The organism is Micromonospora sp. NPDC048868 (assembly GCF_043198195.1).
Lineage (GTDB): Bacteria > Actinomycetota > Actinomycetes > Mycobacteriales > Micromonosporaceae > Micromonospora > Micromonospora reichwaldensis.
Genome location: NZ_JBICUN010000002.1, coordinates 320,079 through 334,132 on the forward strand (window position 1 = coordinate 320,079; position 14,054 = coordinate 334,132).

Here is a 14,054-nt window from a genome sequence, read left to right on the forward strand (position 1 = left end):
CCGCCGGGTCAGCGCACGACGCGGCCGCGCAGCACGATGCGGGCAGGGCTGCGTACGGCGCGCAGGTCGGCGCGCGGATCCTCGGCGTAGACCACGAGGTCCGCCAGGCCGCCCTCGACCAGCCCGGGGAAGCCGAGCCACTCGCGGGCCCGCCAGGACGCGGCGGCGAGCACCTCCGTGGTGGACATGCCGGCCTGCTCGTGCAGCAGCAGCATCTCCTCCGCGGCGAGGCCGTGGTCGATGCCGCCGCCGGCGTCGGTGCCCACGAAGATCGGCACGCCGGCCTCGTGCGCCGAACGGACCACCTCGGGGAACCGGTCGCGCAGGGCGAGCATGTGCTCGGCGTAGCCGGGGAACTTCTCCCGGGCCTGCTCGGCGATCCCGCCGAACGTCCGGATGTTGATCATCGTGGGGACGAGGGCGGTGCCCCGGCGGGCCATCTCGTCGATCAGGTCCAGGCTGAGGCCGGTGCCGTGCTCCACCGAGTCCACCCCGGCGCGCACCATGATCTCCACGGCCGACTCGGAGAAGGTGTGCACGGCGGCGCGTACGCCGGCGGCGTGCGCGGCCTGGACGGCGGCCGTCATGGTGTCGGCGTCCCACGCCGGGGCCAGGTCGCCGACCCCCCGGTCGATCCAGTCGCCGACCAGCTTCACCCAACCGTTGCCGGCGCGCGCCTGCGCGGCCACCGTCGCCGCCACCTCCGCAGCCCCCACCTCGACGCCGATGTCGCGCAGGTAGCGCTTCGGCGGCGCGACGTGCCGGCCGGCGCGCGCCAGCCGCGGCAGGTCGGGCTCGTCGTCGAGTTCGGGGTACGGGTACGGCGACCCGGCGTCGCGGATGGCGAGGACCCCGGCGTCCCGATCGACGCGGGCCAGCTCGCGGGCCTGGTCGAGGGAGGTGACGGGGGCGCCGCCGCGGGCGATGCCGATGTGGCAGTGCGCGTCGATCAGGCCGGGCAGCACGAACCCGCCGTCGGCGATGGTCTCCGCGCCGGGGACCGGGGTGAAGGTGACCCGGTCGCCGACCAGCCACAGGTCACGGACCTCGTCGTCGGGCAGCACCACGCCGCGTACGTGCCAGGCCATGCGTCCTCCGTCTGCGCGCAAAGGGGGCGGTCCGCCCGTCATTCTTCCCGGTCGACACGGGTCGGGAACGCCCGGGTGCAGCGGATGCGCGGTCCGCCGGCCGCGCCCGGCCCCACTCGGCGCAGCCGCCCTCGACTCCACTGCGTAGCCCTGACGCCACCGGGTGACACGAATGGTCGATTGACAGATTTCTCTATTTACGCATGTCTTGATGAAGAGATCCTTCGTCACCAGGATGCTCCCAGGCGCCCGGACACGGGCGTCCACAGTGTCGCCTCACCCCAAAAGGAGCGTCGGGACAGTGTCACCACGACGATGGCGAATGGCCGCGGTCGGCCTGGCGGTCGGCCTCACCCTGCCGATCGGCGCCGCGGCGCCAGCCGCCGCCAAACCGGACTCCGCCGACACGAAGGTCAGGGCGGTGGCCGCGAAGGTCGACAGGAAGGTCACCACCCGGCTCGCCCGCGAGGGCAGTGCCAGCTACTGGGTCTTCCTGGACAGCAAGGCCGACCTGTCCGGCGCGGCCAGCCTGCGCGGCAAGACGGAGAAGGCCGCCCACGTCCACGGCACCAAGACCGCCCACGCCGAACGCAGCCAGGCCGGCCTGCGCGCCATGCTGACCCGCGAGGGCGCGGATTTCACCCCGTTCTGGCTGGTCAACGCGATCAGGGTGACCGGCGACGCCGAGTTGCTCGGTGACCTCGCCGTGCGCACCGACGTCGCCGAGATCCTCGCCGACGAGCCGGTCGAGATCCCGAAGCCGCTGCCCGGCGAGACCGTCCCCACCACCAACGCCACCGAGTGGAACATCGACCGGATCAACGCGCCGCGGGTCTGGAACGAGCTGAACGTACGTGGCGAGGGCATCGTGGTCGCCAACATCGACAGCGGCGTCGACGTCACCCACCCCGCCGTGGCGGCCAGCTACCGGGGGCGCAACGGTGACGGCACCCTCGACCACAACTACAACTGGTTCGACCCGGCCGACATCTGCCCCACCGACGCCCCGTGCGACAACAACAACCACGGCACGCACACCATGGGCACGATGGTCGGCTCGGACGGCGCCAACGTGATCGGCGTGGCCCCGGGCGCCCGGTGGATCGCCGCCAAGGGCTGCGAGACCAGCGGCTGCTCGCGGGCGTCGCTGCTCGCCTCCGGCCAGTGGATCGTCGCCCCCACCGACCTCAACGGCGCCAACCCGCGCCCGGACCTCGCCCCGGACGTCGTGAACAACTCCTGGGGCTCCAGCGCCTACGACCCGTGGTACACCGAGATCGTCTCGTCGTGGGTGGCCGCCGGCATCTTCCCGGCCTTCTCCAACGGCAACAGCGGCCCGAGCTGCAACACCTCGGGCAGCCCCGGGTCGTACACGATCAGCTACAGCTCCGGCGCCTTCGACGTGAACAACGCGATCGCCAGCTTCTCCAGCCGGGGCACCGGCGAGAACGGCGACATCAAGCCGAACATCGCCGCGCCGGGCGCCAACGTCCGCTCCTCGGTGCCGGGCGGCTACTCGGCGCTCAGCGGCACGTCGATGGCCTCCCCGCACACCGCGGCGACCGTGGCCCTGATGTGGTCGGCCTCGCCGGCCCTGCAGGGCGACGTCGCCGAGACCAAGCGCATCCTCGACGACACCGCGATCGACGTCGACGCGCTCACCTGCGGCGGCACCGTCGACGACAACAACGTCTTCGGCGAGGGCCGGCTCGACGCGTACGCGGCGGTCGACGCCACCCCCCGGGGCGCCCTCGGCGCGCTGGGCGGTCGGGTCACCTCCGGCGGCAGCCCGCTGGCCGGGGCGGACGTGACGGTCACCGGCCCGATGACCCGCGTCACCAGCACCGGCGCCGACGGCTCGTACGCGCTCGACCGGCTGATGGTGGGCGGCTACACGGTCTCGGTGAGCAAGTTCGGCTACACCACGGCAACGACCTCGGTGACGATCACCGAGAACCAGACGGTCGGCGCGGACGTCGCCCTCGATGCGGCCCCCTCGGCCACGCTCAGCGGCACGGTGCGCACGTCGAACGGCACGGCCGGCGGCGCCACCGTCGCTGTCCTCGGCACCCCGCTCACCGCCACCGCCGACGCCGACGGCCGCTACGCCGTGACCGTGCCGCACGGCACGTACGACGTCCGCTTCGCGCACACGTACCGCTGCTCGGACGAAGTGACCAGGTCGGCGCAGGTCGGCGCGGACACCGTCCTGGACGTCACCCTGCCCGACCGGGTCGACTCCTTCGGGTACGCCTGCGGCCCGGCCGGCGGCTCGTTCGTCGCCGGCACCCAGCTGCTGGAGACGTTGACCGGTGACAACAGGTCCGTCCCCGTCACGCTGCCCTTCCGGGTCCCGCTCTACGGCAACTCCTACCGGCAGGCGTGGGTGAGCACCAACGGCGTGCTCGGCTTCGGCACCTCGTCGACCAGCCGCCTCAACACCGCCCTGCCGAACACCACCAACCCCGACCTCGCGCTCTTCCCGTTCTGGGACGACCTCTACGTGGAGGAGGACTCGGGGGTCTACACGGCCGTCACGGGTGTCGCGCCGCGCCGCACCTTCGTGGTGGAGTGGCGCAACGTGTCGATCTTCGCCGACCGGTCGATGCGGCTGACCTTCAGCGCCGCCATCGGTGAGGACGGCTCGATCACCTACCGGTACGCCGACATCGACGGCGACGGCGCGGAGACCGGCACCGGCGCGACGATCGGCCTGGAGAACGTCGACGGCACCGTCGGCTTCGAGTACTCGTACAACGCCCAGGCGGTCGCCGACGGCACGGCGATCACGTTCCGCACCACCCGCAGCGGGGTGCTCTCCGGTGTGGTCACCGACGCCAACGACGGGCGCCCGGTCGCCGGGGCCACCGTGACCGCCCGGGTCGGCGACGCGACGGCCACCCAGACCACGGAGGCCGACGGCACGTACCTGATCCAGGCCCCCGTCGGCACGGTCGAGTTCACCATCGACAAGCAGCACTACGAGGCGGCGTCGGGCTCCGTGGCGGTGCAGGCCGGCGCGGCCGAGGTCCGTTCGGCGGCGCTGCGTACCGCACGCGTCGGCACCCCGACGAGCGAGCTGACCGTCGTCTCGGGGGCCGAGCAGACCCGGAGCCGACAGATCACCCTCAGCAACACGGGGGTGCTCGGCACCGACGTCACGGTCACCGAGCTGAACTCCGACGGCACACCGCAGGACGTCAGCTGGCTCGGCCTGTCGGGTGCCACCGTCACCCTGGGCAGCGGCGGCCGGCACACCGTCGGCGTGGCGACCAGCACCGCCGGCCTGGCCCCCGGCAGCTTCCACCAGGCCAAGCTGCGGATCTCCTCGGCCAGCGGGCGCCAGCCCGTCCTGGACGTCCCGGTCACCCTGGTGGTGCCGCGTACCACCCTGGCGATCGACGCCGGCGCGACGTCGGCCCGGGCCGACGTCGAGGGCCAGACCTGGTCGCCGGACCGGGCCTGGACCGCCGGCGGCGCCGGCTACCTCGGCACCTCCAGCCGCCGGACGACCGGCACCCCGATCACCGGCACCAACGACCCGGCCCGCTTCGCCAGCCAGCGGGAGGGGATGTACGAGTACCGCGTCGACGGTCTCGCGGACGGCTACTACACGGTGGAACTGGACTTCGCCGAGGTGAAGCGGCAGTCCCCGGACCGGCGGGTCTTCGACGTGCTGATCGAGGGCCAGGAGGTGCTGCCGTCGCTGGACGTGGCCGGTGAGGTGGGCAGCTACGCCGCGCTGAGCCGGACGTACACGGTGCGGGTGATCGACGGCCAGCTCAACGTGCGGTTCGTGACGCACAAGGGCTACGGCGTGCCGATCGTGAACGCGCTGCGCGTCACCGACCGGCCGGACCTGCTGTCCTGACGGTCGTACGAGAAACGGGGCCCGGCCGGTGACGGCCGGGCCCCGCCCGTGTGGACCGCGGGGCGCTCAGTCCCCGGCGCGGTCGAGCAACCCGGCCCGCCGTGCCGTCAGCGCGGGCAGGTCGACGGAGACCTTCCAGGGCCGCTCGGTGACGAAGAGGTCCTCGGTGTGGGTCACCGCCTCGTACTCGCCGGTGGGGCCGAGCGTGTATTCCGTGAGGGTCATCCGCTCGCGCAGCGGGTCGACGACCCAGTACGTCCGCACCCCGGCGTGCGCGTAGACCTTCGCCTTGTCGTAGAGGTCGCGGAACGTCGAGGTCGGCGAGAGGACCTCGACGGCCAGCAGCGCGTCCTCGACGGGGACGGGCGAACGGTCGGCGTGCTCGCGGCGGATGGCGACCACGTCGGGGCGCGGCTCGTTGCGGCGATCGATGCGCATCGACAGGTCGATGCTGACCAGGTAGTCGGCGGGGCAGTTGACCCGGAGCGCGAGCAGCAGCTCGACGCACAGGTCCTGGTGCACGGCGGTGGGGGACGGCACGATCAACCTTCCGTTGACCAACTCGTACGGAAGGTCCTTCGGCAGGTCGCCGAGGTCGTCGACCGTCCACTCCGACCGTTCGGGCAGGATGGGTGCCACGGTCATGACTCCTCCTTCCAGGGGCGACATCACCCTAGGCAAGGATAATGTCACCCGCCGCCACCGACGCGCGTCAGCGGGGCCGGCCGTCGCCGCCCTTGCCGAGCTTGTTGAAGTCGATCTTCGGCAGCTTGAAGCCCGGCGGGAGGCCCTGGCCGCCGGCCAGGTCGTTCGGGTCCATGCCCGGCGGGAGCTGCGGCATCCCGCCCGGGAAGCCGCCCGGCATCCCAGCGCCGGCCCCGGCGCGCGGCCGGTTGCCGCCCTTGGTGCCCTTGCGCTTGTTCTTCGGCGACTTGGTCGCCTTGCGCCGGCCGCCGCCCGGCAGGCCCATCATGCCGCCCATCTGCTTCATCATCTTCTGCGCGTCGGCGAAGCGGTTGAGCAGCTGGTTGACGTCCATCACCGTGACGCCGGAGCCGGTGGCGATGCGGGCCCGGCGCGAGCCGTTGATGATCTTCGGGTTGGTGCGCTCGGCGGGGGTCATCGACCGGATGATCGCGGTGACCCGGTCGAAGTGCTTGTCGTCGACCTCGGCGAGCTGGTCCTTCATCTGCCCCATGCCCGGCATCATGGCCAGCACGTTGGCGATGGGGCCCATCCGCCGGACCGCGATGAGCTGGTCGAGGAAGTCCTCCAGGGTGAACTGCTCGCCGCCCATCAGCTTGGCGGTCATCTTCTCCTTCTGATCGGTGTCGAAGGCCTGCTCGGCCTGCTCGATCAGAGTGAGGACGTCGCCCATGCCGAGGATCCGGCTGGCCATCCGGTCGGGGTGGAAGACGTCGAAGTCCTCCAGCTTCTCGCCGGTGGAGGCGAAGAGGATCGGCTGCCCGGTGACCTCCCGGACCGACAGCGCGGCACCACCGCGGGCGTCGCCGTCGAGCTTGGAGAGGACCACGCCGGTGATGCCCACGCCGTCGCGGAACGCCTCGGCGGTGCGCACCGCGTCCTGGCCGACCATGGCGTCGATGACGAAGATGACCTCGTCCGGCTCGACCGCGTCGCGGATGTCGGCGGCCTGCTGCATCATCTCGGCGTCGATGCCGAGCCGGCCGGCGGTGTCGACGATGACGATGTCCCGGGCGGCCCGCTTCGCGTGCTCGATCGAGGCGCGCGCCACCTGCACCGGGTCGCCGGTGCCGTTGCCGGGCTCGGGGGCGTACACCTCGACGCCGGCGCGGCCACCGAGCACCTGGAGCTGCCCGACGGCGTTGGGGCGCTGGAGGTCGGCGGCGACCAGCAGCGGCTGGTGGCCCTGAGCCTTGAGCCAGCGGGCCAGCTTGCCGGCGAGGGTGGTCTTACCGGAACCCTGGAGGCCGGCGAGCATGATCACCGTTGGCGGCTGCTTGGCGAACTGGAGCCGCCGCCCCTCGCCGCCGAGGACGTTGATCAGCTCCTCGTTGACGATCTTGATGATCTGCTGCGCCGGGTTGAGCGCCTGGGAGACCTCGGAGCCGCGCGCCCGCTCCTTGACGTTGGCGATGAAGCCCTTGACCACCGGCAGCGCGACGTCCGCCTCCAGCAGCGCGAGGCGGATCTCGCGCGCGGTGGCGTCGATGTCGGCGTCGGTGAGCCGACCCTTGCCGCGGAGCTTGGTGAAGATCCCGGACAGGCGGTCACTCAAGGTGTCAAACACGCGAACATCCCGTTTGTCAGTGTTCCGGCGGGCACATCGGCGACCGGGCGAGGTGTCCGGCCACCGCTAGGGTAGCCGGCCGGGCCGCACGGCCGCTCCGGGCCGGGCGCAGCTGACCCCGGCGGTCCGGGCGGGACCACCAAGATCGCGGGGCCGGGAGGGCGGGCGCCCGACGTCAACAGGGGGCCCTTCCCTACACGGCGGCCAGCACCGCGGCTGCCAGACGGGCCCGGGTGGCGTCGTCCGGCCAGCCGCCGACGAGGTAGAAGGCGTCCACCACGTCGCCGCCGAGGGTGGAGATGCGGGCCGCGCGCACCTGGGCGCCGGCCTCGTCGAGGGCGCAGGTGACCCGGTAGAGCAGCCCTACCGCGTCGGCGGCGCGCAGCTCCAACAGCACGGCGCCGGTGGCCGCCTCGCGGTGCCAGACCACCCGGGGCGCGGCCGGATCGGACCGCGCCGCCAGGGCCCGGCCGCGCAGCCGCTGGGTGACCGAGACGTCGCCGTTCACCGCGCGGCGCAGGTCGGCGCCGAGGGCGATCGGGTCGGGCGCGAGGCCGTACCGGGGCTGCACGCGGCACTCGACCAGGGCCCGGCCGTCGACGGTGGAGGCGTCGGCGGAGAGCACCTCCAGCCGGTGCAGCGCCAGGCAGCCGGCCACCGTCGCGAGCAGGCCGCGCCGGTCCGCCGCGGCCACCGCCACCCGGTCGGCCGTCAGGTGTACGACCGGCAGGGGCCCCGCCAACAGGGCCGGGTCGGGGGCGGGCGGGGCGGGCAGCGCGCCCGTGTCCAGCGCGGTCCGTACCCGGGTGACCAGTTCGGCGACCAGCCGGCCCTTCCAGTCCGACCAGGCGGCCGGGCCGGTGGCGGCGGCGTCGGCCCGCACCAGTGCGTGCAGCAGGTCCAGCGTGGTCGGGTCGCCGACCCGCTCGGCCACCCCGGCGATGGTGACCGGGTCGGCGAGGTCCCGCCGGGTGGCCACGTCGGGCAGGAGCAGGTGCAGCCGGACCAGCGTGCCGATCAGCGCCACCTCCGGCGCGGGCAGGCCGATCCGGGCGGCCACCGCCTCCGCCAGCGGCACCCCGACCGTGCTGTGGTCGCCGGGGAGGCCCTTGCCGACGTCGTGCAGGAGTGCGCCGAGCAGCAGCAGGTCGGGGCGGTCCACCTCGCGGGTGTGCCGGCTGGCCTCGTACGCGGTCTGCACGAGGTGCCGGTCGAGCGTGAACCGGTGCACGGGGTTGTGCTGCGGCAGGCTGCGCAGACGGGTCCACTCGGGCAGCCAGCCCTCGATCAGCCCGTACCGGTCGCAGGTCTCCCAGGCCGGCACCAGGCCGGGACCGGCGCCGAGCAGGGTGATCAGCGCGGCCCGGGCCTCGGCCGGCCACGGCGCCGGCAGCGGCGGGCAGTACGCGGCCAGCCACTCGCAGGTGGCTCGGGCGATCGGCAGCCGGGTGACGGCCGCGGCGGCGGCGACCCGCAGCGACAGGCTCGGGTCGGGGCGTGCCCCGATGGCGGTGCGGGCCAGCACCAGCTCGCCGTCGTGCTCGACGACGTCCCGGGCGACCGGTCGGCGCAGCGGGCGCCCGTCGCCGCCCCGGCGGCGGCCGGAGCGGAGTCGGTCGGCGGCGCGGAAGGCGTCGTCGAGGGCGTGGCTGACGGTCCGGGCGTCCCCGGCGATCCGGCGCAGCAGCGCGTCGCCGTCGCCGATCGACTCGGCGGCGCCGGCCCGCGACGCGCCGCCGGACGCGCCGGGTGGGAGCGGGCCCGGGGCGTGCGGCGAAAGCGGGCGCGGGGCGCCGGGTGGAAGCGGGCCTGGGGCGTGCGGCGGAAGCGGGCCCGGGGTGTCGGACCCGCCAGCCGGTGACTGCCGGAGCCCGAGCAGCGCGGCGACGCCGTCGCGCTCCTGGGCGACCAGCCGGTCGACCCGGCGGCCGGCCTGCCGGTGCAGCGCGTCCCGGGTGTCGAGCAGCCGCAGGTGCGCGGCGCGGACGGCGGGGCGCAGCGCGTCGGTGATCCCGGCGGTGGCGATCGCCCGCAGGATGCCCACGTCGCGCAGCCCGCCGGCCGCCTCCTTCAGGTCGCCCTCCAGCAGGAACGCCAGCTCGCCGTGGGCGGCCCAGCGGGCGGCGGTGATCTCGCGCAGCGCCGGGAGCTGGCGTACGGCGGTGCGCCGCCAGTGGTCGGCGGCGGTGCGGACGAGGGTGTCCGCAAGCGCGGCGTCCCCGGCGACCAGCCGCGCGTCGAGCAGCCCGAGGGCCACCTTCACGTCGTCCTGGGCGATGGAGAGCGCCTCGGCGACGGTCCGGACGGAGTGGTCCAGCCGCAGTCCGGCGTCCCACACGGGATACCAGACCGAGGCGGCCAGCTCGTCCACGCCGGGCACCCCGGCGTGCAGCAGGACGAGGTCGAGGTCGCCGTGCGGCGCGCACTGCCGGCGGCCCAGCCCGCCGACGGCGATCAGCGCCACCCCGGGCCGCTGCGGGAGCAGCCCGCGCAGCCATCGGTCGTACGCGTCGGCCCGCGCGGCCCGCGCCGTCGCCCCGATGCCGCCGTCGACGCCGACGACCTCGTCGACCAGGAGGGCGGCGGCGCCGTTGCCGGTGTGTCCCGACGCGTTCTTCCTGGTCGACGAGGTCATGTCGGTGGGTGGCCGGTCAGAGCGCGTCGAGGCCGCGCTCGCCGGTACGGACCCGGACGACCTCCTCGACGGCGGTCACCCAGACCTTCCCGTCGCCGATCTTGCCGGTCCGGGCGGCGCCGACGACGGCGTCCACGATCTTGTCGACGTCGATCTCGTCGGTGAGCACCTCCACCCGGATCTTGGGCAGGAACTCGACCGTGTACTCGGCACCCCGGTAGACCTCGGTGTGCCCCTTCTGCCGCCCGTAGCCCTGGACCTCGCTGACGGTCAGGCCGGCCACGCCGAGGGCGTGCAGGGCCTCCTTCACCGCGTCCAGCTGGTACGGCTTGATGACCGCGGTCACCAGCTTCATGTCCAACCCCTCCATCCCAGGAACGTTAACGGGCGACCTTCTCGGCGGCGGACCCGGCGGCCGGCTCGGCCGGCTCGGCAGCCGCGGCAGGCACGGTGGGCTCGGCAGGCGCTGCCGCCGGCTCCGTCGCCGGCCTGGCGCCGGTCAGCCCGGCCATCGCGAACGCGCTGCCCCCGCCGCTGCCGGCGGCCGGCGACAGGTCGTAGCCGCTCTCGGCGTGCTCGGCGATGTCGATGCCGCCGACCTCGTCCTCGGCCCGCAGGCGGAAGCCGATCGTCTTCTCGATGCCGAAGGCGAGCACCCAGGCCACCGCGAAGGACCAGACGGTGACGATCAGGCCGGCCAGGGCCTGCCGGCCGAGCTGGGTCACCCCGCCGCCGTAGAAGAGCCCGTCGGAGGCGCCGATCACGTCGCTGATCGCGCCGTTTACCGAGTTGGTGGCGAAGAGACCGAGCCAGAGCGAGCCGATCCAGCCGCCGACGAAGTGCACGCCGACCACGTCGAGCGAGTCGTCGTAGCCGAGCTTGTACTTGAGGCTGATCGCCAGCGCGCAGACCGCCCCGGCGACGAGACCGAGCAGCACCGCCGCCCAGGGGGCGATGAAGCCGCAGGCCGGGGTGATGGCGACCAGGCCGGCGATGGCGCCGGACGAGGCGCCGACCAGGGTCGGCTTCCTGTCCTTGATCCATTCGACGACGATCCAGCCGAGCACGGCGGCGGCCGTGGCGAGCTGGGTGTTGATGAAGGCCAGGCCGGCGACCGAGTCGACGGTGAGCTCGGAACCGGCGTTGAAGCCGAACCAGCCGAACCAGAGCAGCCCGGCGCCGAGCGCGACGAGCGGGATGTTGTGCGGCTTCATGCCCTCCCGGGGCCAGCCGAGCCGCTTGCCCAGCACCAGCACCAGGGCCAGGGCCGCCGCGCCGGCGTTGATGTGCACCGCGGTGCCGCCGGCGAAGTCGAGCGCGTGCAGGTCGCCGCCGATGATGCCGCCGCCCCACACCCAGTGCGCGACCGGGAAGTAGACAAGCGTCGCCCAGCCGAACGCGAAGAGCAGCCAGCCGGCGAACTTCGCCCGGTCGGAGATCGCGCCGCTGATCAGCGCGACGGTGATCACGGCGAACATCATCTGGAAGGCCATGAACACGTAGAGCGGCACGCCGATGCCGCTCGGGTTCTCCGCCGTCGCGCCCCAGAGGTCGGTCTCGGCGAGGAAGGTCTTGGTGCCGAGGTAGGCGCCCGGGTCGCCCCAGAGCCCGTTTACATCGCTACCGAAGGCGATGCTGAAACCGTAGAACCACCACAAGACAGAGATGAGCCCGATCGCGGAGAAGCTCATCATCATCATGTTCAGTACACCCTTGGACCGGTTGAGGCCGCCGTAGAACAGCGCCAGTCCGGGCGTCATGAGCAGCACGAGCGCCGTCGACACCAGCAACCACACGGTGTTGCCGGAATCGAGCGTGGGTGCCTCAGGCACGCTGGCCTCCTAAAGGTGAAGTTCCCTCCTTCCCGGCTTCCGGGGCAGCGTCGCCCGTACGCCGGATGGGCGGAAGCCTGCTCGCTTCCTGTTTCCCCCAGCGTCACCCGTCGATTTCCGAACGGTGACGGGTTGTTTCGGACGTGTGAAGAGAAGCTCACCGCCGGCCGGCGCGGCCGACAGCACGGACCGCTCAGCGCAGCGCGTACTCCAGGGCGTTGCGCTCGTAGTCGAGCAGCCGCAGGTCCCGCATCGGCCGGCGCAGGTGCCCCTTGTGCACGATCCGGACGAAGGCCGGCTCACCGGCGGCGGCCATCCGGCGGATGCCCTCCACGTGGTCCACGATCCGCTTGCGGATGGTCCGGATCAGCCGGTGCCGGTCCCGGGGGATGAGCCCGTACGCGTCGGCGAAGAGGCGCAGCCGGCGCGGCCGGTCGGGGTGCTTCCAGCCGAGCGTGATCGAGTCCCGGTCGGAGAAGATCGGCACCCAGGTCCAGGCCGCGTACGCCACGTCGTAGATCCGGGCGCCGGGCGAGGCGAGGTCGAAGTCGATCAGCCCCAGGGTGCCGTCGGGCCGCCAGATGACGTTGTGCGGGGCGGCGTCGTGGTGGCAGATCACCTCGGTGTCCGGCGGCGGCGGTCCGAACGAGCGCCACACCGCCCCCGGCGGCGGGACGAAGCCGTACTGGGCGTCGTGGAACATCCGGAGCATGGTGGCGACGGTCACCAGCGCCTCGTCGGTGACCCAGTGCGGGGCCAGCGGGTACTCCCCGCACTCCCCCTCCAGGTACGACAGGACCTCCCGGTTGCGCTCGTCCATGCCGAGCGCGCGGGGGGCGCCGGTGAACCCGACGTACTCCAGGTGGCGCAGCAGGGCGTGCACCGAGGGCGTCCACGGCCCGGCGTTGCGCCGGACCGTGTCGCCGACCCGGACGACGGTGCTGACGTTCCCGCCGTGCAGCGGGATCTCCTGCGAAGTCACGTACGGTCTCCCGAGGCCCGTCGACGGGTGGCTGGGGTCGCGCCACCCGGCGTAGGCGCGATCGTCGGTCGTCACTGCGAGGTTACGCGTCCCGGGCGAGCGGCTCGGTACCGAGCAGCGCGTCGACGAACTGGGCGGGGTCGAACGGGGCCAGGTCGTCCTTGCCCTCGCCGAGCCCGACCAGCTTGACCGGGATGCCCAGCTTGCGCTGCACGGCGATCACGATGCCGCCCTTGGCGGTGCCGTCGAGCTTGCTGAGCACGACACCGGTCACATTGACCGCCTCGGTGAAGACCCGGGCCTGCTCCAGCCCGTTCTGCCCGGTGGTGGCGTCGAGGATCAGCAGTGTCTCGTCGATCGGGCCGTGCTTCTCCACCACCCGCTTGACCTTGCCCAGCTCGTCCATCAGGCCGATCTTGTTCTGCAGCCGGCCGGCGGTGTCGATGAGCACGGTGTCCACGCCGGTGTCGATGCCCCGCTTGACGGCGTCGAAGGCCACGCTGGCCGGGTCGGCCGCCTCCGGGCCCCGCACGGTCTCCGCGCCGACCCGACCGCCCCAGGTCTCCAGCTGGTCCGCGGCGGCGGCCCGGAAGGTGTCGGCGGCGCCGAGCAGCACGCTGCGGCCGTCGGCGACGAGCACCCGGGCGATCTTGCCGCAGGTGGTGGTCTTGCCCGCGCCGTTGACGCCGACCACCAGCACGACCGCCGGCACGCCCTCCTTGGGCGCGGTCCGCAGGGACCGGTCCAGGGTCGGGTCGAGCGCGTTGACCAGCTCGGCGGCGAGCAGGGCGCGCAGCTCGCTGCCGGAGCGGGTGCCGAGGACCCGGGTCCGCTCGCGCAGCCGGTCGACGATGTCGCGGGTGGCGTCGACGCCGACGTCGGCGGTGATCAGGCTGTCCTCGATCTCCTCCCACGTGTCCTCGTCGAGGTGGTCGCGGCTGAGCAGGCCGAGCAGGCTCTTGCCGAAGACGTTCTGCGAGCGGGACAGCCGGGAGCGCAGCCGGACCAGCCGGCCGGCGGTCGGCTCGGGGACCTCCAGCACCGGTGCCGGGGCCTCCACCACCGGCGGCTCCACCAGGATCCCGGTGGACAACTCGGCCTCCGGTGCCTGGACCGGCGGGCCGGCCAGGTCCTCCTCGGCCCGGGTGTCGACCTCCGTCTTCGGCAGCGGCGGCTCCGGTCGCCGGCGCAACCGCGGCACGACCAGCCCGATGCCGCCAAGGATCAGCACGCCGAGCAGGGCGAGCGCGATGAGGAGGTATTCGGTCATGCCGGAATCCTGTCAGATGCCGGCGGAGCTGTCCCAGCCACCGCTCCCGACCGCGTCCGCGGAGGCCGGCGGTAGGCTCGATCACAGCCAGCAGTGGTGCGACC

9 protein-coding genes are annotated in these 14,054 nt (G+C 73.3%); 1 reads left to right on the forward strand and 8 read right to left on the reverse strand.

Translation table 11 applies throughout. From position 1 onward, the window contains the following. Positions 1-8: 8 nt before the first annotated feature. Positions 9-1,088, reverse strand: a complete 1,080-nt coding sequence (locus ACGFNF_RS04355; RefSeq protein ID WP_101414575.1) for an amidohydrolase family protein — start codon at positions 1,086-1,088, stop codon at positions 9-11. Between the two features lie 322 nt (positions 1,089-1,410). Between ACGFNF_RS04355 and ACGFNF_RS04360 the strand changes: the two genes are divergently transcribed. Then, a complete protein-coding gene (locus ACGFNF_RS04360) occupies positions 1,411-4,959 on the forward strand; it encodes a S8 family serine peptidase (RefSeq protein WP_393165671.1) in 3,549 nt (1,182 codons plus the stop codon). Positions 4,960-5,025: 66 nt separating this feature from the next. Here the strand turns inward: ACGFNF_RS04360 and ACGFNF_RS04365 are convergent, their stop codons facing one another. The 7 genes from ACGFNF_RS04365 to ftsY all read right to left on the reverse strand — a co-directional run bounded on the left by ACGFNF_RS04365 (position 5,026) and on the right by ftsY (position 13,950). Further along, positions 5,026-5,604, reverse strand: a complete 579-nt coding sequence (locus tag ACGFNF_RS04365) for a Uma2 family endonuclease (protein ID WP_357580796.1) — start codon at positions 5,602-5,604, stop codon at positions 5,026-5,028. A 67-nt stretch (positions 5,605-5,671) separates the two neighbouring features. Then, a complete protein-coding gene (gene ffh, locus ACGFNF_RS04370) occupies positions 5,672-7,231 on the reverse strand; it encodes a signal recognition particle protein (RefSeq protein ID WP_357580797.1) in 1,560 nt (519 codons plus the stop codon). Between the two features lie 193 nt (positions 7,232-7,424). Beyond that, a complete protein-coding gene (locus tag ACGFNF_RS04375; RefSeq protein WP_393165675.1) occupies positions 7,425-9,866 on the reverse strand; it encodes a [protein-PII] uridylyltransferase in 2,442 nt (813 codons plus the stop codon). Positions 9,867-9,882: 16 nt separating this feature from the next. Continuing rightward, on the reverse strand, positions 9,883-10,221 hold the full coding sequence (locus ACGFNF_RS04380; protein ID WP_176733926.1) for a P-II family nitrogen regulator: 339 nt from the start codon (positions 10,219-10,221) through the stop codon (positions 9,883-9,885). 25 nt (positions 10,222-10,246) lie between these two features. Beyond that, positions 10,247-11,698: an ammonium transporter gene (locus ACGFNF_RS04385; protein WP_357579383.1), complete on the reverse strand. Its 1,452-nt coding sequence runs from the start codon at positions 11,696-11,698 to the stop codon at positions 10,247-10,249. A gap of 193 nt (positions 11,699-11,891) precedes the next feature. Continuing rightward, positions 11,892-12,755 carry an aminoglycoside phosphotransferase family protein gene (locus tag ACGFNF_RS04390; RefSeq protein WP_192581443.1) on the reverse strand — a complete coding sequence of 288 codons (864 nt, stop codon included), beginning with the start codon at positions 12,753-12,755 and terminating at the stop codon, positions 11,892-11,894. 7 nt (positions 12,756-12,762) lie between these two features. Then, positions 12,763-13,950, reverse strand: a complete 1,188-nt coding sequence (gene ftsY, locus ACGFNF_RS04395) for a signal recognition particle-docking protein FtsY (protein ID WP_393165677.1) — start codon at positions 13,948-13,950, stop codon at positions 12,763-12,765. Positions 13,951-14,054: the final 104 nt, after the last annotated feature.